The sequence below is a fragment of the Telluribacter roseus genome (assembly GCF_017355915.2).
In the GTDB taxonomy this organism is placed as follows: domain Bacteria; phylum Bacteroidota; class Bacteroidia; order Cytophagales; family Spirosomataceae; genus Telluribacter.
On record NZ_JAFEUV020000008.1, the window covers coordinates 1 to 19969 of the forward strand.

Sequence of the window (19969 nt, forward strand, 5' to 3'; positions counted from 1 at the left end):
GAACATGCTATCGGCGGTATGAAACGTTACCGTATTCTGTCCGACCGTTTGCGAATCCACAATTGTAAAATGTACAGTGATACAGTGGAGGTTTGCGCCGGATTGTGGAACTTCTACTTGACTAACTAGCTAGTTTTCACCGATGCAACATATCTATTAATTTGGGATGAGATTTTCTAAATTTAGAAAAGAAAAGAATATAGCCAGGGGTGAACAATGATGAGTAAAGGGGAATTTATTAATGTATTAAATAGGCTAGATACATATGAAAGAGGATAATCTTTTATATCAGAAGGCGTATGCTTTTGCCATACGTATTGTAAAGTTGTATCAGTTCCTAAGTGGGGAGAAGAAAGAGTTTGTGCTTTCGAAGCAGTTGTTGCGGGCGGGTACCTCAATTGGAGCTAATGTGTCCGAAGCCAACGGAGCCATATCCAAGGCTGACTTCTCCAATAAGATATCCATTGCCTACAAAGAGTGTCTAGAGACGAAGTACTGGCTCTCTCTGCTAAAAGATACAGGGTTCATAGAGGAAAAAATATATACCAGTATGGATACTGACGCCCAGGAGCTCTCCAAGCTGATGTTCGCCATCCTGAAAACAACAAGAATCAATCAGTGACAGGGATTGCGTTGTTTATTCATTAATCTATGTCTAGCTTTTGATACAATTTAGTCGTAAATACCGGAAGACGTAATAGAGGACTCAGTAAGAATCGGACATCACGCCTTTCCTTCCGAGTCCCCTTACCTGTCAAAGCTCCTCCCGGAGGAGCCACCGTGACGGTTATTGGTCACTGCACATTGGTCACTGATAACTGGTCACTGGTCACTGAAAAAATTATTTTTTCCTATCCAGCACGACCAGGCCGATGCCGGCGACGAGGACGATGACGCCGGCGTAGGTAGGCCAGGCGACCTCTTTGGTTTTGTCGGCGTTGATTTCGATGGGACCGATGTCGGCCACTTTTTCTTCGGTCTGGTAGCTGAAGCCGCCAAAGAGCAGCATCGCCAGACCTACTACCGCGAGGATGATTCCGAGTGTTTTCATATATCAGGTATTTAGCTGTTAGTGATTAGGTGTTAGCTTGCTCAGGAATATAGCCTTTTCTGTTGCCTCTCCCGTCTCTCCCCAGCCATACTACTACCAGCCTACTTTACTAAAAGTATTCCCTACGTATACTCCTACGGAAGAGAAGGTGAATGGGGAAAAGCAGCCACAGGTTTTCAATGACCGCAGCGGCGGGCCGCCAGTGACCAGTGACCAGTTTTAAATTACCAGTTACCAGTGACCAGTGACCAATGTACATTGACCGCAGCGGCGGACCGTCAGTTGCCAATGTCCAGGTACCAGTGATCGTTAGTTTTCAGTTGCTGATGATGGATGGGGGATAAATAGGGGAGGGGGATTTTGGTCGTGGGAAAATGAAATGGTGTACTTTTGTGGGAGTGGCTACTCAAAGGTATAGAGGTACAGACTCTGTGTAACTCGGTGCAAAACCCGGGCGGCGTACCGCTCATTCTCCTCTGTGCCGGGCCGCCGGGCGGTTCAAAACCTAACCAGCCACTGTACTCATAAACTCATAGACTCATGAACTCATATACTCAGAACAAAAGTACGCTCATACTGAACGCTCGCCTGGTCAATGAAGGAACCATACAGGAAACGGACCTGCTGATCCGGAACGGACGCATTGAGAAAATTGGTAAGGACCTGCAGCACGAAGCGGCTGACCGGACCGTGGATGCGGGTGGGAAGTACCTGCTGCCGGGTGTGATCGATGACCAGGTACACTTTCGGGAGCCGGGCCTGACGCATAAGGCCACCATTGGCTCGGAGGCGCGGGCCGCCGTAGCGGGTGGGGTGACTTCGTTTATGGAGATGCCCAATACGGTACCCAACGCGCTCACGCAGGCCCTGCTGGAAGACAAGTACCAGATCGCGGCCCGGACATCGCTGGCCAACTACTCCTTCTTTATGGGTGCCTCCAACGACAACTACGACGAGGTCATGCGTACCGACCCGAGCCGGGTGTGCGGCATCAAGATATTCATGGGTTCTTCAACGGGCAATATGCTGGTAGATGCGCCGGAAGTACTGGAGCGGCTGTTTGCGGGTGCGCCCTGTATCATTGCCACCCACTGCGAGGATGAGCCTACGGTGCGGCAGCGCATGGAGTACTATAAGGAGAAGTACGGCGATCAGGTGCCCTACGACATTCACGCCATTGTGCGCAACGAGGAGGCCTGCCTGAAATCATCACAGTTTGCGTCGGCCTTGGCGCACCGGCACGGCACGCGCCTGCACATCCTGCACATCTCGACGGGGGAGGAGACGGCCCTGTTCGAGGTGGGGACTCGCACCAACGGGAAGATCCTGCGCCCGGATGGCTCGCCCAAGCTGGTGACGGCGGAGGCCTGCGTACACCACCTGTGGTTTAGTGCGGAAGACTACCGGAGGCTCGGTAATAAGATCAAGTGCAATCCGGCCATCAAGGCGCCGCACCACAAGGAGCAGATCTTCCAGGCCCTGCTCGACGACCGCATCGACGTGATCGCGACCGACCACGCCCCCCATACGCTGGATGAAAAAGGACAGGGCTACTGGCAGGCGCCATCAGGCTTGCCGCTGGTGCAGCACTCGCTGCATGTGATGCTGGAATTCCACCGGCAGGGAAAGATTACGCTGGAGCGGGTGGTGGATAAAATGTGCCACGCCGTAGCGGACTGCTTCCAGATCCGGGAGCGGGGCTACGTGCGCGAGGGCTACTGGGCCGACCTGGTGCTGGTGGACCTGAACCAGCAGACAGAGGTAACCCCCGGATCGGTTCACTACCAGTGCGGCTGGTCGCCCTTGGAAAGTACGACCTTCGGCTCCCGCGTGACCCATACGTTCGTATCGGGACACCTGGCCTACGAAGAGGGGGGATTCCACGAGACGAAGCAGGGGGAACGGATGGAGTTTGACAGGCAATGACCAGTGACCAATATCCAGTGACCAATTATACAGTGACCAGTGACCAATTGGGCAGTGACCATTGGTTAGTGAACGCTACAGGTGGTATGGGGCGTGGTACAATACCTCATGTGTTTCCTTTGAACGGGGGAAAGAATAGAGAGGTACTTTGTAGTGTGGAAGTATGCTGTAAGTACTACATCAACCTGGATGTACTGGCCTGCCCGGCGCTGGAGGCCGGGCCGTGGGCAAAAGCAGGCTTCATACAGTTGATATAGGTGTATATAATTATGTAGTGTGTATAGTATCAGTAGTGTCTTTGGTAAGCCGGTCGCCTGAAGCGTATGGCCTAAAGCATACGGCTTATAGCTTTATCAAAGCCTCAAAATACCATTACCTCATTCATGGCTTCGCACTCGGCGGCGCAGGTACGGCAGGCTTCGGCGCAGATGCGGCAGTATTCATCATCAAATTTTTCGCATTCAGCGGCGCAGGCGTGACATAGGTCGGCGCAGAGCGTACAAACCTTGCGGAGGTAGTCAGAGTCAGTAGCGGAAAAGCGTGCGCAGAGGTTACACATTTCGGCGCAGTCCAGACAGGTCTGGATGCAGTTGATCATGGCTTCGCTGGCCATTTTGATGCCTTCATTCGCACAATCCAGACAGGCGGTGTAGCAGGCCAGGCATGCTTCCACGCAGGGTATAACTTCTCTCTTCATGGTAATTTAAAGTTTGTATAGTTGAGAACAATCAAGTAGGTGAGGAGAGAGCTTTAAAAAACCAGACCCGCTGGGGCAGATGCCCCCAAAATGCCCTGAAAAGCGGATTGAGGGGGAAGCGGGGCGGGAAGCGGTTACAAAGTCTGGGGAAAATCTTGTACGTTGGGGAATGCAACAAAAAAAGCAGCTACAACTTGGGTTGTAGCTGCTTTTTTTATCTGTAAAATCTAATAGTCGGGCAGGGAATGCCGGATGGGCTATACCAGTGCGTAGATGACCCGCTCTACCAGCGTTACCAGATGGCTGCTCATGGAGCGCTCACCATCAGAGTCACCGCTGGCTTTCTCGTCCCCGTTGCTGTCGGAGCATACAAAGCCTACGATCCAGCGGGCCAGGTGCTGTGTAAATGCGGCGGGAGTCAGCTCAGCTGTTTTTACTTCCTCCTGATCCGAAGGAGTAGTAGTGACACGAGGAGTTGCTTTCACTACCGCCACGCGGGCCGATGCTACGCTGGCCGGTGCCACGCTGGCCGGTGCCACGCTGGCCGGTGCCACGCTGGCCGCTTCCTGCGCTTTGGGAGCCGACTTACGCACCTCCTTCTTAGCCTTGAGCATCTTCTGGGCCACAAACATATTGTGAGAGTAGCCCGTAGCGCTTACCTGGAGGCTAATCAACATCATCACGATCAGTAGTTTCAACGTTTTCATGGCTGTATTTAAGGATAGTAAGCTCTCAGCAGTCTGCTTTTGGCTTTGGGTTGTTGATATCGTTAACTCACTGGCTCCTCAATCGATCATCTACTCAACAAAGGTAGAATTTTATATAGTACTATGCAACACATAGTACCTTGTTTTTTGTTAAAATTTATTAAAATTAATATTCCTGAAATAAGAGGGTAATCCTTTGGTAGTCAATAGGAGTCTCCCTCTGCTGCTTTTCCGCTTTCTGTCTGGCTAATGGATGCAAAAGTGCCTCATTGTACTATGGATACAAATTTGGAAAGAAAGGTTGCACGGAAAAACTAAAAAAAGATGAATTGCCAAATATAGAGTTTGAAGCAGGCAAAAAGAGGGATCAAATTATTCAATGACCAATTGTTAGTGAGGAATGACCGTTAGTCATTTTATAAAGGGGGAATGGGTAGGAAGTTAATATAGGGATGGACAGCCCCAGCAGGGGGCTGGGGTATATACGGGAAAGTGAAAATCCGGTGCTTCCTCCTCCTGATAAGTAAGTTACTTTTATGCTAATCTGTTTGTACTTCTATCAGGAAGGGCGGTAACTGGTTCTCTCATCCTGTCACCGCCCTTCCTGCTATTCTCCTCCCATCCCCTATAAATGGTAATTGGTCACTGCTCACTGACTGGTGCCCTTTCCTCCTGATTACTAGTTGGTCATTGGTCACTGGTCACTGATTATTGCTTCCTGAAGTTCCAGGCGGAGAGGCCCAGGTAGACAAAGGAGCCCCGGGTGGCGCCTTTCCCGATGAGGCCGTTGAAGTTGCTGAACCCAACGTGGGCGGGACCGAAGCGGGCCAGAAAACCAATGGACGCTTTGCCGTTGCCCTCAATGAAGGATATGGGAAAGGCAAAGTCGGAGTCTTCGCCTTCAAAGCGGGGCGTGATGGTCATGATGCTGGGCTGCATCACGGCCAGGGGCGAGTCAGGCTGTCCGTAGTGACGGGTGCGGGCGACATTCACAAAGAATGCCTTGAGCAGCTGAACATCCGCTTCGAGGTGCACGGCCGAGGGCAGGGAGACCTTACCAGCCAGTGCGGTAGTAGACTGAGCCGGGAACAACGACGCGAAGCCCTCCGGCCCGCGGTCGGCGATGGTCTCCAGAGCCCTCTGCCCAATCACGGACCGGCTCTGCTGCCCACTGATGACGCGGCTGTTGGTGGTCCCGTACCGGATGGAGCCGAGGTCGGTCAGCGAGGCCGACAACCGGACCAGGTAGCCCGGACGGCCGTCGGTGAATTTTTCGGTTCGTTTCTTATTGTTGCCCCGGTTGGTCCAGTAGGAGCCCAGCTCGTAGCTGGCGCCCAGGTCGTAGCCCCAGCCCTGCGCGTACTGGTTGGCGTCGAACAGGTTGTTGAGCTGCAGTGGCTGGTTGGGATGGCTGTACCCGCTTTCGTAGGTGAAGCCGTTCAGGGCCAGTTCTTTTTCGTCTTCGGTGGTGCCGGTGGCCTGGATCTCGTAGCTATCGACGGAGCCACGCAGGTAGGCAGCGCGCGCTCCGAATATTTTTTTGGCAGTACCTCCTACGCGGAGCTTGTGCGAGGGCAGGTCCAGCAGCATGAGTCCGTACGAGAAGCTGGCTTCCGAAAAACTTTGCTGCAGAAGATTAAAGTCGCCCCAGATCCCTTCCTGTACGGGCGTAGCCGGGGTATCGAGGCGTCGGAAGTAGAGGGTACGAATGCCTTCGGGAATGTTGGTACCCTGTACGTACCCCCGTGAGCGTAGCTGGAAGGCTACCCCGTGGCGCTTGCCGATGGATACCATGGCCGAAGGCCAGCGTATATCACTCACCAGGTGGACCGGATCCTGCTGCGTAATGGAGCCCATGGTACGGGAGCGGCCGTACAGCTCGTCGGTGGAGTGGGGGGCCAGCAGCGGGTAAAACAGGGAGTTGCGGCCTAGGAAAATAAAGTAGCGGTTGTTGATGGTGCTACCCAGGGTAGTAAAGTTGACCTGCCAGCGGTAGCGTGAGCCTCCGAGCGTGGAGGGGTTGTAGGTGGTGCGGTAGAGGCCGCCGTAGTTGCTGAGGTGGAGGCCGGGTACCTGCTGAGCCCGGGCAGAGGGTAATGTGAGAATGGCTAGTAGCAAAAAGGCAAAGTACCTGAAAAGAGGTTTGGTCATGGGGGCTGGCGCGGGTTTAAAGCTAATTTTCCGATTTCGTCATACACAAGAATCTCCTGCTCGATAAGGTAACGCACCGTATGGAGCAGTTGTTTTTCGGGAACAGTACCAAAAGCCTGGCTCAGCGGGCGCGGGGCCACGGGACCGTACTGCTGTAAGTGTAACACGATATTCTGCCTCAACTGTGTATCCGTTTCGTGAACGGTATCTGATTTGCGCTTGCGGATGCACACGTCGCAGAGGCCGCAGGGCTCACCGTTGGGCTCGTTGAAGTAGTCGAGCAGGAGCAGGGTACGGCACTGCTGCTGGTGCTGTACGTAGTGGATCACCGCCTGGACCTTGCTCAGATCCCGCTCCTTTTTCTTCTGGATCTCGTACAGGTTCAGGGGCAGCTGGCTGGCCTCATAGCGGGGCGTCAGGAAGGTAAGCTGGGGCTTGTCGCGCTGCTTCTCGTAATGGACCATATCGCGCTCCTGCAGGAAATTCAAACGCTGCTGTACCTCCGGAACCGGCACGTAGTAGGTCTGGGCAATGTCGGTTTCGGAGATATTGACGTAGCCCGTAAACAGCTCGCCGCCGTACATCCGGAGCAGTAGCCGTACGAAGGTGTCGTAGTCGGGGTAGCGGATCTGGAAGTCGTACAGCTGCTGGTTATCAACCATAAAGTGCAGCTTCGACGGGGAGTTGTAGGCTTCGCTGAGCTGGATGAAACCTTCGTCCTGGAGGAGCCGCAGGGCAAAGTGGGTATCAGAAACGGGTAATCCGAAAATACCGGTAAACTCGTGCATGTCGAGGTCGTAGCTGCTGAACTCGCCCCCGCCCACGGGTACCCGGAAGTAGTTGGCGAGCGACTGGTACACCCGGCGCAGCAGCTCGGCGGGTGGGTACTGGCGCTCGATGTTCTTCTCCATCTCCCCGGCGTCTTTGCTCTGAAACAGGGCTACCGCGTAGGCTTTGCGCCCGTCGCGTCCGGCCCGCCCGGCTTCCTGGTAGTAGGCCTCGAGGGTATCGGGCAGGTCGAGGTGAATCACGCTGCGCACGTCGGGCTTGTCGATACCCATACCAAAGGCATTGGTGGCTACAATGACGCGGATGCGGTTGCGCAGCCAGGCCGTCTGCTTATCGGAGCGGTCGCGAAAGGTGAGGCCCGCGTGGTAGAAGTCGGACCGGATGCCCTGCTGGTTGAGCCAGTCGGAAACCTGCTGGGTGCGTTTGCGCGTACGTACATATACGATAGCCGTACCGGGTACCTTCTGCAGGATCTGGAGCAGCTTGCGGTCTTTGCTCTCTTCGTGGAAAGCGGAGTAGGACAGGTTGGCGCGGGCAAACGACTGCCGGAATACCCGGGGCTGCCGCATCTCCAGCTTCTCCTGGATGTCAGCCTGCACCTCCGCCGTAGCCGACGCGGTGAGGGCCATGATGGGTACACCCGGTAGTAACTCGCGGAACTCCGCGATGAGCAGGTACGAAGGGCGGAAGTCGTAGCCCCAGGCCGAGATACAGTGGGCTTCGTCGACTGCCAGCAGGCATACCTTCATCTGCTTGGTACGCTCGATCATGATGTCGGTGCGCAGGCGCTCCGGCGATACGTAGAGGAACCTGGTCTGTCCGTGGATGCAGTTGTCGAGGGTAATGTCGATCTCGTGGCGGTTCATACCGGCGTGGATAGCCGCCGCCGGGATATGGCGACGCCGGAGCTGCTCGACCTGGTCTTTCATGAGGGCGATCAGCGGCGTGACCACGATACACACCCCCTCCTGAGCCAGCACCGGTACCTGAAAGCAGACCGACTTCCCCCCGCCGGTGGGGAGCAGTACGAGGGTATCGTGCCCCGCCAGCACCGACCGGATCGCCTCTTCCTGAACCGGTCGGAAACCGTCGTAACCCCAGTATTGCTTTAATATTCCCTGAATATCGTTCATAGCGCTCTTCTGCCGTAGCTGTTCCTACCCGCAAAGTACTTAAATCAGGGCCATAATTCAGATAATTGTCCTGCCAAATATCCCACCTCATCCCCTATATTCGTTGATTAGTGGGTGTTAGAGGTAGCGTATGTTTTGATCGATACTATTACAAAGCTCTTAAAGCCTAGTTGTTCGGGTTAAGCCAATGTTTGTCCTCTTCCTAGCCTTCTTGGTTAATGCCAGCTTTCGCCCTCGCGGCCGGGCGGGCCCCGCTACCCCAACACCACTAAATTTTACAGCCCTGCGCAAAGCCAGCCGCACAAATGGCTGTAAAACAAGGTGGCTTATGGGGTAGCTGTTAGAGTTAACATTATTCATGTTTAGTAACGGTAAGAGTTACTAATTAAAATGGATTCATCGTTACCAATATGCAATCTGCTAAGTTTCTCAGCTCTCCCCTAAGCCGACCTTAAAGTGTGGGCATTTGTGCGTGAGCCTAGCGCAGGCCCACAGTTTACAGAGGCGTGGGGAGAACGTCCCGCAATGGAATTGGCCCGCCCGGTGGAGGAGGGCGAGCCTAAGCTTTATCCTAAAAGTAAGATTAAGGCAAAACAGGTTAAAAAATTAGATTGGTGAACAGCTTAAGGGAGAGCTGGGAATCTCGATAGTGTGCCTATTGGTAGCGTAAGCATTTACTGTCAAGTATGAAGTAAAAGTACTGACGCTACTAAACATGAAATATGCAAAATCTAGCAGCCCTCTCATAAGCCGCCTATATTTATGGCCTGTGTGCGGCTGGACAGCGCAGGGCTATAAATATGCCAGCGGCGTTGAGAGGGCGGGGCCCGCCCGGCCGTGAGGGCAAACGTTAGCTAGCTCTAAAAAGTCTGAATATCCTCAAAATAGCATTGAGCTTACTTCAGAATATTGAGCCTACATCAGAATATTGAACTTATATATTATCCTTTTACCTTCACCCTACATGCGTTTACTCCTTTTTGTATTAAGTATTCTTTCCCTATCCAGCTGCTCAGTGTCCCACTACGTGAAGCGGGAAGTGAAAAAATCACCGGTGTTGAGCGGACACCACGTAGGCATAGCGATATACGACCCGGCCCGGCAGAAAACACTGGCGGCCCACCAGGCCGACAAGTACTTTACGCCAGCGTCCAATACTAAATTATTCAGCCTCTACGCCGGACTTTCGGCCCTGGGCGACTCACTACCGGGGCTGCAGTACATCCTCCGGGGGGATAGCCTGATATTCTGGGGCACGGGTGATCCGTCGCTGCTGCACCCCGACCTGACGAGGAGCGCGGTATACAGCTTTCTGCGAGGGCGTCCGGAGCAGCTCTATTTCTCCCCCACTAACTTCCAGGACGAGCGCTTTGGGCCGGGCTGGGCGTGGAGCGACTACAACGACTACTACCAGCCCGAGCGGTCGCCGCTGCCGGTCTACGGTAACTTCGCACGTTTTGTGAGTGACTCGGCCCGGCTGCTGTACGTGGGCCCGCGCTACTGGGCCGACTCCCTGCTGACCGACCCGGCCGTATCGGGGATCCGGCGCGATGAGGACCGGAACCTGTTTCGCCATTCGCTGTACGCGCTCCCGGCGGGTCTGGAGCAGGACGTACCGGTGAAGATGTCGCACCAGGTCACGGCGGACCTGCTGGCCCATGCGCTGAACCGGCCGGTGGGAGTGATAGAGGAGCCATTGGAAGAGGTACGCTTCAGTACCGTGTACAGTATACCTTCGGATTCGCTCTACGCCCGTATGATGCAGGTGAGTGACAATATGCTGGCCGAGCAACTGATGCTGCTCTACGCGACAGCCAATGGGTTGCCGCTCAACACTGAACAGGCCATCGAGCACGTCCTGGAGCACCACCTGGCCGACCTGCCCGACCGGCCGGTATGGCGTGATGGCTCGGGACTATCGCGCTACAACCTGTTTACGCCGCGCACCCAGGTAAAGCTGCTGGACAAAATATACAACAAGGTACCCCGGGAGCGGCTGTTCGCGATCCTGCCGCAGGGAGGCAAGACGGGTACCCTACGGAATATGTTCAAGGGCAGCGGGGAACCCTATGTGTTTGCCAAGACCGGATCGCTAAGCAATAACTACAGCCTGAGTGGCTACCTGGTAACCCGGAAGGGCCGGACGCTGCTGTTTAGCTTCATGAATAATAACTATACCCGCCCTACGTCCGAAATCCGGAAAGAAGTAGAGCGGGTATTAACGGGGCTGCACCGGCGGTACTAAGTCCGTCAGTCCTTTTCGACCCAGGTACGGTCGGTACAGTAGATCTTATTGATGCCGTTCTGGCGAACCAGCAGGTAGATCTGGTAGGTACCGGGCTCAATACTGGCCTGGAAGAAGGACGCGTTGAACCCGCGGCCAAAGTACCGGAGCCTCCGGAAAAAGGTACGCGCCGGTAGGGCGTTCAAGCCGGGGGGAGAGGCGTAAATATGGGTGTCGGATTTGAGCAGGACGTAAGGGCCATCGGTATAGTCTTTTTCCGCTTCAAAAAAATCCTGCGTCGAGTACACATTGATACCTCCCCCCTGCGCGTAGACGCTATCGATCGGGTAAGATCCCACGCAGGGCAGGGGGGCGCTCACCTGCCGCGGGTTCCAGCCCTCGGCCAGCGGATCGTCGGAGCCGTAGTAGGAGCGAATCTTCTCGAAATAGGCCTGATCTATATCAAACATCTTCAGACCCAGCCAATCGGCATTGTAGCGGGAGTTAAACTCCAGCGCAATAGCCTGGCGGCGGTTTTCAACGGCCGCTGCAAAGTTGGTATACAGCAGGGCGAGGTTCAGCACCATACTGCCGGCAATCAGTAGCCCCAGCATACGGAAACGAAGGGTATGCAGGGTAATGGCCCCCAGATAGAGCGCTACCAGCCACATGGCCGAGTACATGCGGTAACGGCCCTTGAACATACCGTGGAACTCATCAATAGGAATACGCTTGTAAACCACGGCAAAGGTAGTGATGGCTACAAAGAGCGCAGTGACCAGCGCAAACTGCGCCGCCGGTGAAAGCTGCACCGGCTTACTCCAGACGGAGCGGATGATAGAGGGCAGATGGGCCCGGTAGACCCACAGCAGCAGAGCTACCATCACTACCCCTACGGGTACGGCCAGGTAGAGCATGTGGGTCTGGCCGTTGTAGGCGGCGTAGCCCCAGAGCGTAGCTATGGAGCCAATAAAGCCGAAGAGGCTGGCAATGGCCTGCTGCACCTGCGTAGGGTTGGTCAGGCTCATGCTCTCGGTAATGGGCGTAAAGTCGATGAAGTAGATAATGCTGGTAGCGACCGCTACGGCCGCTATAATGAAGAAGTCTTTCTTGCGGCCGGTGATCCAGGCCAGCCCAGCCAGTACCGGAAAGATCATAAGGCCATTGCCATAGGTAAAGGTAGCCGCGATAGCCGCCAGCAGAGACGCCAGGAGTCGCTGGGGATAGTGCGTAGCCAGGTACAGGGCCAGCAGGGCAAAAAATAGTACTCCGAAGTTGGCCAGAGAACTAACACCCCAGTAGATATTCTCGAAAGACTGGATATTAAACCAGATCCACATCACCGGCACAAAGTACCAGAGGGAGAGGTGGAGCCTGCGGAAGACCCGGTAGAAAAGCCAGGCGCAGCCTGCCCAGGCTACGTTGGCAATGATCATGAGCCAAACCAGGTTGACGCGCCCGGACAGTTCGTAGAATAGCAGGACCAGCGAGCGGGAGAATACCAGGCGGTGCTCGGGGAAAAGATCCGTAAGACGACGCCAGCGCTCGGGCCAGGAGGCTTCGTCAAAGCCGGGAATCACGCTGAGGATGGTGATATCGTCGTAGGCAATGTAATTGACATTATAGGCTACCCTGAAGAAAGCCCATGCGTACAGGAGCAGGGGGAGCAGGCAGGCTGCTACCGCCAGCCAGTGGGGAGGCATCCGTGGGGACGTAAGCCTTTGATTCTTTTCTGACAAATACTGGTTCCGTGGGAGTATTTCCATAAAAAAGGCGCTCTGTTAGTAGAACACAACGCCAAAAATAGAAAAGATTTGGAGTAACTACCCGTAAAGGCTTAGTTATCGTTCTCAACCTCCGCTTCTGCTTCCGCCGAAGCTCGCGGATCTTTGGAGTAGTCATAGAGCATTTTTCCTTTGTCGTCCCACTCGCGCAGTACGAACGGCTCGAACTCTTCGTCCCAGCAGCTCTTGGGGTACTGGACCTCCTGCTTGCGCTGGCGGCGGTACTGGTAGTACTCCACCCAGCGGCCTACCTTTTTGCCCCGCTCGTACTTGCCTGAGGTCATGAGCTGGCCTCCGTCGTAGAATCTCAGGTACTCGCCGTCCACGATGCCGTACTGTACGGGTATGACTTCCTTGATCTTGGTATGAGCCGAGTCGTACCAGGTGATGCGTGACTCAGCGGGGAAGCCCCGGTACCAGTGGCTCTTATCGAGCAGGGTGTACTTGGAGTCGTAGCGGGCCCAACGGCCATCTTTGGTACCCATATAGTAGTACCCTTCCTCGACCAGGACACCGGCTACGTAGCGCTTGTAGGGGCCGTGCAGCGGGAGGGCCTCTTTCTTCTCCTTGATCAACGACGAGCTCAGGTTTTTCTTTTTCAGATCGTACCAGCGAGTCTGGGCGTTACGGACGTAGGGATTGATAGGCTGGTACTCTTTCAGCACGTGAAATTCTTCGATGGTAGCGCGGTCGCCACTTCCAAACTTCACCGCCATTTTCTCCATAGGTACCCCCTCGTACTGTACCCTGGCTAGCTTGGACTTTTGGGCTTTGCGGCGTTTCTCGCTGCGGCGGTCTTTATACTCCTGTACTTTCAGGCCCAGATCAGGGATGTCTTCTCCCAGCAGGGTAGAGAGGCTGGCGGCCTTGCTCTTGCCACCAGGCAGGGCTACTGAGCCGGTAGGGCTGAGCCCGGGCAACTGCACGTCCAGCCCGGCCGAACGTAGCCGGTCACGCAGGGAATCCGTTCGGGCCTGCGTTTGCTGTATACGTTCTTTGCCTGATTTTTTGGGTTTATCGGTCTGAGCCCACGCCACGGCAGAGAGGCTTATCCACACCATACAACATCCGATAATACTCCTTTGCATAGGATAATTTTTAACTATTGTTTCTGGGCAAGATTAGTACATTTGTAACGAATGGAGATCAGGGTTATTGACCCACAAATTAACAAACTTCTCTGCACCTTGGAAAAAAACGCTAAAATCTACATCGCCGGCCACCGGGGTATGGTGGGCTCTGCTATTCTGCGCCGTTTACAGGCCGATGGATTTACCAATTTCGTATTTCGTACCTCGTCCCAGCTGGACCTGCGCAACCAGCAGGCGGTTCGTGATTTTTTTGAGGCCGAACGCCCTGAGTACGTGTTCCTGGCGGCTGCCAAGGTAGGAGGTATCATGGCTAATAACATCTATCGTGCCGAATTTTTGCTGGATAACTTACAGATTCAGAATAACGTCATCGACAGCGCCTACCGGGTAGGAGTCAGGAAGCTGCTCTTCCTGGGCTCGTCGTGTATCTATCCCAAGATGGCTCCCCAGCCGCTGCGGGAAGACTACCTGCTGACCGGCCTGCTGGAACCGACCAACGAGCCCTATGCCATTGCCAAGATCGCGGGCATCAAGCTCTGCGAATCCTACCGCAGCCAGTACGGCTGTGACTTCATCAGCGTCATGCCTACCAACCTGTACGGCCCCAACGACAACTACGACCTGAACAACTCACACGTGCTGCCGGCCATGATCCGGAAGTTTCATGAGGCGAAGGTAGAGGGTAAGCCGTACGTGGAGCTATGGGGAACGGGCTCGCCCCGCCGGGAGTTTCTGCACGCCGACGACCTGGCCGATGCCTGCTGCTACCTCATGGACCACTACAGCGAGCCGGAACTGATCAACATCGGAGTAGGGGATGACGTCACCATCAAGTCCCTGGCCGAGCTGATCCGGAGCGTGGTAGGCTACGAAGGTGAGATCAAATGGAACACGGATAAACCCGATGGTACCCCCCGTAAACTCATGGACGTAAGCAAGCTGCACGGGCTGGGGTGGAAGCACCGGATTGAACTGGAAGAGGGCATACGCGCTACCTACCAGGACTTCCTGCAGAAGATCGAAGAATACGCGGTATAATAGAATATACTTCTCAGGTAGCCCCTGCCGGGTAGGATCCATTCCTGTGCGGCAGGGGCTACTGGTATTTAGGCCGTCAGCGTAATCAGTACGGCCCCGGCCACCATAATAAACGCGCCGATGAGCTTGCGGCGGATGTTCTTCTCCTGAAAGAAGCGGTAGCCAAATAGTACGCTCAGTACCGCCGAAAGCTGGAACAGGGCCAGCGCGTACCCTACCTGAATACCCTCAAAGGCAAAGTTGGTCGAAAGCTGCATCAACCCCACCGACAGAAATAGCAGCAGGTACGTACGCCAGTGGGTATGTGCCAGTGCCAGTTGCTGCCGCCACTGGTGACGTAGCGCGATGGCTACCCAGACTAGGGAGACTACAAAGCCCAGGATACACCAGAAGACAAAGGAGATGGCCGGTGAAGAAAGCAACACGGCCTTCTTGATAAAGACAGCTTCGGTAGCGGTACATACCAGAGCCGCCAGCCGGTAGCGTATTTCGGGCTGGCGGAGTACGTCCCACGACCAGGAGTCGGAAGTACCCGAATCCAGTACAAAGTAGCTGCCTGCTATGATGCACACCACTCCGGCGAGGCCGAGCCAGCCGGGTACTTCGCCCAGCAGCACAACCCCCAGTACTATACTTACCACCGACTTGTAGGCATTGATAGGCCCCAGCACCGAAAGGTCACCCAGCTGAAGTGCCTTCACCAGAAGGACATTACCGGCGGCTGACAGCAACCCGATAGTCAGCATGGTAGTCCAGAAAGTGGGGGGCAGGCGGAGCAGATGGAGCGATGGGGAGAAGGCCAGACACAGTATACTCAGGAAGCCAAAGGTAGTAGTAGTAATAAATAGCGGGTGCGCCGACCGGGCAGTCAGTTGTTTCTGGAAGACATTCGAAAGCGGATTGGCTATGATGCGTACCAGGATAGCCAGTGCCGTAGTAAAAGATAGTAGTGCAGATACCGACATACGTACAATAGTAGACATTTACTAGTTGGACTGCAACAACATGGGGCCGGAGAGTTGACTATGGAAACCGACGGTCGGCTGGTGGCAGGTACTTGCCGGTAGTATACAGATGTACTTAGGTGTAACCACAGGCATTGCGGGTGGTGCAGGGGTTAATTTACCGTTTTGGCCGATTAGGTGTATAATTCTCAAAACCTAATATTTAAAGGTTAAAACCAATATTTGCCTACGATAATTTTATCACTGAACAAAAATTCAGTATTTCTTTGTAATTATATTCGGGAATCTTGGTAGCTTTGCGGAGCAAAACCAGATAGCATATAAATCATTCATAAAGAGATGTCTTCCACGTTGAAACTCGATCACATAGATCGTAAAGTACTCGAGATTCTGCAATCAAATGCCAAGATTACCAATGCGCAGCTTTCCAAAGAAATTGGACTTTCGCCAGCTCCAACCCTGGAGCGAGTGAAGAAGCTGGAGCAGTCAGGCATAATCAAAAGTTACCATGCGCAGCTGGATCCCGAGAAAGTAGGCCTGGGCGTCACTACCTTCGTGCAGATATCGCTGGTAGGTCATAAGAAAGCCGTTACGGAGTCATTTGTAGAAAAAGTAAATTCGATACCCGAAATCATCGAGTGCCACCATATCACCGGTACCGGGGACTTCCTGATCAAGGTGATTTCGAAGGACATCAGTACCTATCAGAAACTGATGCTGGAAAAGATCAATGAGATAGAAGAGGTAGCCAGCACCCAGACGATGGTGATCCTGTCGACCTTCAAAGAAAGCAAGACCATGCCTATCCCCTGAATCGAGGGAAAGCACCGTTTATAGCATTTGATTCTTCAAAAGAAAATCCCCGCCGGTGCTGGCGGGGATTTTTGTTTATATAGGCTATCAGGCTCAATGAAGGAAATACTAACCGCTAATGCATAACTGTATTGGTTAGTTAGATTATAAATATAAGTGGTAAAGAAGAAAACCGGGGCCTGTGGGGACACAGGCCATGGATAAGAATACTAACGGCTAATACCTAACACCTACTAGCTAAAAACCTATTTCCTGCGCTGGCGACGAGCTTCACGGCGGGCCTTCTTGAGGTTGTCGATGGCTTTCTTGGCTTCGTCGTGCTGGCTCGACTTCCGATCGGCTTTGTCAAGGGCCAACTTGTAGTAGCGTTGCGCTTCGTCCAGGTCTTTTTCGGCTTCGGCCACCTTGCCCAGTCCCAGCAGCGACGACACGTAGTACCCAGCATTGAGCGATTTGGTCTGTACAGAGTAGTTGATAGCCTGCTGGTAGTACTTTTTGGCTTCGTCGTAGTTGCGGAAGTAGTTGTGGTTGTAGTAGGCCAGTACATAGGCCGCGTTGCGTCCGCTCACGCCTTCGTAGCCCGGCATACCTCGGTTGATCTTGTCCAGGATGTTAGAAGCGGCCTGCTGTGCTTCGGCCATGTGACCCGTTACGAAGGCCGTCCGGCAGAAGTACCTCTCGAAGTAAGGGTTGTCCGGGAAGGTCTGCCACATGTACTTGGCCATTTCGTAGGCCTTGCCGTATTCGTTCTCCATGCTGTAAATCTGCAGCAGGAAGTACCGGGCCTCCACACGGGTATAGAAGGCGTTGTTGGCTACCCTTTCCAGTTGCTGGGCACCGAGCTTCTTATTACCCTTGGGGAAAAACACCAGGATGGGCTTGAGCAGGGGGTACTCCTTCGGAATCCACTCAGCGTAGTAGTTATAGATGCCATCACCAAACAGCAGTTCCGGGCTCAGCTCAGCGTTGCCTTTGGACTGATCCATGTACTTCAGGGAGTTTTTGCCGGCGAAGGTCGCCTTCGTCCACATCTTGCGCTCTGAATACAACCTGGCTTTGAAAGCATACGAAGCCGCCAGGAAGAAGGCCGGCTCGACCTTATTGTCCCGTTCTTCGTAGAGCTTTTCGGCCAGGGCTATGCTGGAGTCCATCTGGGCGATCAGCCGGTCGTCGTAGGCGGTGTTTTCGGTATTTGGTACGATTTTCCACCACTCCGCCAGTCCCATCAGGAAGTGCGGCATGGGGTGGTTGGGGTAGCGGTACTTAAGCCAGCGAAACTCTTTGTCGGCTTCGTCAAACTTATAGTTATACAAAAGGTTAATAGCCTCAGTGGCCTCGATCTGCACACCGGGGTTTTTCAGGAGCATGTCGTAGTTCTTGTCCAGCTCGGCCGAGGAGTATAACTGAGCCTGGGCTTGAGGCAGGGCAGAAAGAACTACAAACAGGAGGATTAACAGGTCTTTCAGTCTTTTCATTTTTGGGTGTTACGGAAATCTGACCAAGTAACGTTAGATTTGAGATTTACGTTTGGCAGGGGGCGTGTTTTTGAAAAATAGACTAATTTCGCCTCCTTCTTATTAACGATATGGTTACTGTAAAAGATAAAGTTTTTGCGCCTTTTATTAGCCAGGAGGTTCTGTCACAACGAATTGATGAGCTGGCTGAGACTATGAACCGTGAATATAGGGGCCGGAATCCGCTGTTTGTGGTGGTACTCAACGGAGCCTTTATGTTTGCGTCGGATCTGCTCAAAAAGGTGGAGGTGGACTGTTGTGTGACTTTCATCCGGCTGGCTTCGTACGAGCAGACGCAGTCGACGGGAAAAGTAAAGCAGATCCTGGGCCTGGGCGAACCGGTGCAGGATCGTGAGGTAGTGATTATCGAGGATATCGTCGATACCGGGCTTACCATGAGCCAGCTGATCAGTCAGCTTAAGGAGCAGGGAGCCGCGTCGGTGGAGGTAGCTACACTACTGCACAAGCCGGAGGCGCTCAAAACTCCCATTAGCCTGCGCTACGTAGGTTTTGAAATCGAGAATCGTTTTGTGGTAGGGTACGGGCTGGACTATGACGGTCTTGGACGTAACCTTGATGCTGTATACGTGCTGGCGGAGTAACACAATACGCTGCCGCACCTGATCTGGACTTAACCTTTTAGCCTATGCGTATTCAGTTCTTCGGGGCTGCCCGTACCGTTACCGGCAGCAAGCACCTCATCACCACCGAACGCGGTACCCGCCTACTGCTGGACTGCGGCCTGTTTCAGGGTATCCAGACGGATGAGTTCAACCAGGACTTTGGCTTCAAGGCCTCGGAGATCGACTACCTGATCCTTTCGCACGCCCACATCGACCACTCGGGGCTGATACCCCGGCTGGTACGTCAGGGCTTCAGGGGACCTATCTACTGCACTTCCGCCACGGCTGATCTGTGCCGGCTCATGCTCCTGGACAGCGCCTATATCCAGGAGAAGGATGTGGAGCGGATCAACAAGCGTCGTCGCAAACAGGGACGCCCCGAGCTGGAGCTACTCTATGACGCACAGGATGCCGAGCGGGCCCTGAGCCAGTTCCGCGCCGTACAGTACCATCAGCCCTTTAGTCTGGGAGATGATGAGGTAGAGGCCTTCTTTACGGATGCGGGCCATCTGCTGGGTAGTGCGGCGGTGCATCTATCTATACCGGATGGAGGTACATATAAAAAGCTGACCTTTACGGGCGACATCGGTAGGCCCAACGATAGCATACTACGGAGCCCGGAGCCATTCCCGCAGGCTGATTACATCATTTGTGAATCTACCTATGGTAACCGGCAGCACGAGCCCCACACAGACATGAGGGACCACCTGCTCCGGATCGTGCACGACACCTGCGTAGAGCGACGCGGCAAGCTTCTGATTCCGGCCTTTGCCGTAGATCGTACGCAGGAGCTGATTTACGCCCTCGACCAACTCTCCAGCGAGGGTAAACTACCCCGGCTGCCGGTGTACATTGATAGTCCACTCGCAGTACGGGCCACGCGGGTGATGCAGGAAAACAGCGACTACTTCAATCCAGATATTCTGGACTACATCGAGAAGGATGGCGATGCCTTTGCTTTCCCGTACCTGCACTACATCTCGGATGTGGCCGACTCCAAGGCGCTGAACGAGCGGGATGAGCCGTGTATCATTATATCATCATCCGGAATGGCCGAGGCGGGCCGCATCAAGCACCACATCCGCAACAACGTAGAAGACCACAGTACTACCGTCCTGATCGTGGGGTACAGTGCACCCAATACCCTGGGCGGAGCCCTGAGGCGGGGTGACAAGGAGGTTAAGATCTTTGGGGAGACTGTACCAGTCAGGGCCCGGGTAGAGGTAATGGATTCGTTCTCCGCCCACGGCGACTATAACGAAATGATCGACTACCTGTCCTGTCAGGATCCCGGGCGGGTAAAGCAGGTATTTCTGGTACACGGCGAGTACGAAACCCAGGTAGCCTTCAAGCTTAAGCTGGAGAAGGCCGGCTTTGCTACGGTACATATTCCGGCACTGTACGAAAGCGTAACTCTCTAGTCGCTTGAAAAAGAAGAGGGTAGGCAATGGACGATAATTTTT

At 54.1% G+C, this 19969-nt stretch carries 16 protein-coding genes; 7 read left to right on the forward strand and 9 right to left on the reverse strand.

Annotated elements, in window-relative coordinates; genetic code table 11:
- Positions 1-265: 265 nt before the first annotated feature.
- Positions 266-622, forward strand: coding sequence for a four helix bundle protein (locus tag JTN23_RS15290; protein ID WP_247235731.1), 357 nt, complete (start codon positions 266-268; stop codon positions 620-622).
- Between the two features lie 219 nt (positions 623-841).
- Here the strand turns inward: JTN23_RS15290 and JTN23_RS15295 are convergent, their stop codons facing one another.
- The gene (locus JTN23_RS15295; protein ID WP_247235732.1) at positions 842-1051 is read right to left on the reverse strand and encodes a hypothetical protein; all 210 of its coding nucleotides are present in this window, start codon (positions 1049-1051) and stop codon (positions 842-844) included.
- A 540-nt stretch (positions 1052-1591) separates the two neighbouring features.
- On the opposite strand from JTN23_RS15295, the gene JTN23_RS15300 reads away from it, so the two are divergent.
- Positions 1592-2977 carry a dihydroorotase gene (locus JTN23_RS15300; RefSeq protein ID WP_247235733.1) on the forward strand — a complete coding sequence of 462 codons (1386 nt, stop codon included), beginning with the start codon at positions 1592-1594 and terminating at the stop codon, positions 2975-2977.
- A 361-nt stretch (positions 2978-3338) separates the two neighbouring features.
- Here the strand turns inward: JTN23_RS15300 and JTN23_RS15305 are convergent, their stop codons facing one another.
- The 4 genes from JTN23_RS15305 to JTN23_RS15320 form a co-directional block, all read right to left on the reverse strand.
- Positions 3339-3674, reverse strand: coding sequence for a four-helix bundle copper-binding protein (locus JTN23_RS15305; RefSeq protein ID WP_247235734.1), 336 nt, complete (start codon positions 3672-3674; stop codon positions 3339-3341).
- 257 nt (positions 3675-3931) lie between these two features.
- On the reverse strand, positions 3932-4381 hold the full coding sequence (locus tag JTN23_RS15310; protein WP_247235735.1) for a hypothetical protein: 450 nt from the start codon (positions 4379-4381) through the stop codon (positions 3932-3934).
- A gap of 708 nt (positions 4382-5089) precedes the next feature.
- Positions 5090-6532: a DUF5723 family protein gene (locus tag JTN23_RS15315; RefSeq protein WP_247235736.1), complete on the reverse strand. Its 1443-nt coding sequence runs from the start codon at positions 6530-6532 to the stop codon at positions 5090-5092.
- Positions 6529-8454, reverse strand: coding sequence for a RecQ family ATP-dependent DNA helicase (locus tag JTN23_RS15320; RefSeq protein WP_247235737.1), 1926 nt, complete (start codon positions 8452-8454; stop codon positions 6529-6531). Before JTN23_RS15320 ends, JTN23_RS15315 begins: the two co-directional genes overlap by 4 nt.
- Positions 8455-9418: 964 nt before the next feature.
- Between JTN23_RS15320 and JTN23_RS15325 the strand changes: the two genes are divergently transcribed.
- Complete coding sequence (locus JTN23_RS15325) at positions 9419-10699, forward strand: D-alanyl-D-alanine carboxypeptidase/D-alanyl-D-alanine-endopeptidase (protein ID WP_247235738.1); 1281 nt, start codon at positions 9419-9421, stop codon at positions 10697-10699.
- A 5-nt stretch (positions 10700-10704) separates the two neighbouring features.
- Here the strand turns inward: JTN23_RS15325 and JTN23_RS15330 are convergent, their stop codons facing one another.
- Together JTN23_RS15330 and JTN23_RS15335 are read right to left on the reverse strand one after the other, a co-directional pair.
- Complete coding sequence (locus JTN23_RS15330) at positions 10705-12444, reverse strand: hypothetical protein (RefSeq protein WP_247235739.1); 1740 nt, start codon at positions 12442-12444, stop codon at positions 10705-10707.
- A 71-nt stretch (positions 12445-12515) separates the two neighbouring features.
- Entirely contained in the window at positions 12516-13550 is a 1035-nt protein-coding gene (locus JTN23_RS15335) for a toxin-antitoxin system YwqK family antitoxin (protein ID WP_247235740.1), read from the reverse strand.
- A gap of 99 nt (positions 13551-13649) precedes the next feature.
- On the opposite strand from JTN23_RS15335, the gene fcl reads away from it, so the two are divergent.
- A complete protein-coding gene (fcl, locus tag JTN23_RS15340; RefSeq protein WP_262918542.1) occupies positions 13650-14591 on the forward strand; it encodes a GDP-L-fucose synthase in 942 nt (313 codons plus the stop codon).
- Positions 14592-14659: 68 nt separating this feature from the next.
- Here fcl and JTN23_RS15345 read toward each other — a convergent pair whose 3' ends face one another.
- A complete protein-coding gene (locus tag JTN23_RS15345) occupies positions 14660-15574 on the reverse strand; it encodes a DMT family transporter (RefSeq protein WP_247235741.1) in 915 nt (304 codons plus the stop codon).
- Between the two features lie 321 nt (positions 15575-15895).
- On the opposite strand from JTN23_RS15345, the gene JTN23_RS15350 reads away from it, so the two are divergent.
- Positions 15896-16369, forward strand: coding sequence for an Lrp/AsnC family transcriptional regulator (locus JTN23_RS15350; protein WP_207507443.1), 474 nt, complete (start codon positions 15896-15898; stop codon positions 16367-16369).
- 245 nt (positions 16370-16614) lie between these two features.
- Here JTN23_RS15350 and JTN23_RS15355 read toward each other — a convergent pair whose 3' ends face one another.
- Positions 16615-17844: a tetratricopeptide repeat protein gene (locus JTN23_RS15355; protein WP_247235742.1), complete on the reverse strand. Its 1230-nt coding sequence runs from the start codon at positions 17842-17844 to the stop codon at positions 16615-16617.
- 110 nt (positions 17845-17954) lie between these two features.
- Between JTN23_RS15355 and hpt the strand changes: the two genes are divergently transcribed.
- Entirely contained in the window at positions 17955-18485 is a 531-nt protein-coding gene (gene hpt / locus JTN23_RS15360; RefSeq protein WP_247235743.1) for a hypoxanthine phosphoribosyltransferase, read from the forward strand.
- A 44-nt stretch (positions 18486-18529) separates the two neighbouring features.
- The gene (locus JTN23_RS15365) at positions 18530-19927 is read left to right on the forward strand and encodes an MBL fold metallo-hydrolase RNA specificity domain-containing protein (RefSeq protein ID WP_247235744.1); all 1398 of its coding nucleotides are present in this window, start codon (positions 18530-18532) and stop codon (positions 19925-19927) included.
- Positions 19928-19969: the final 42 nt, after the last annotated feature.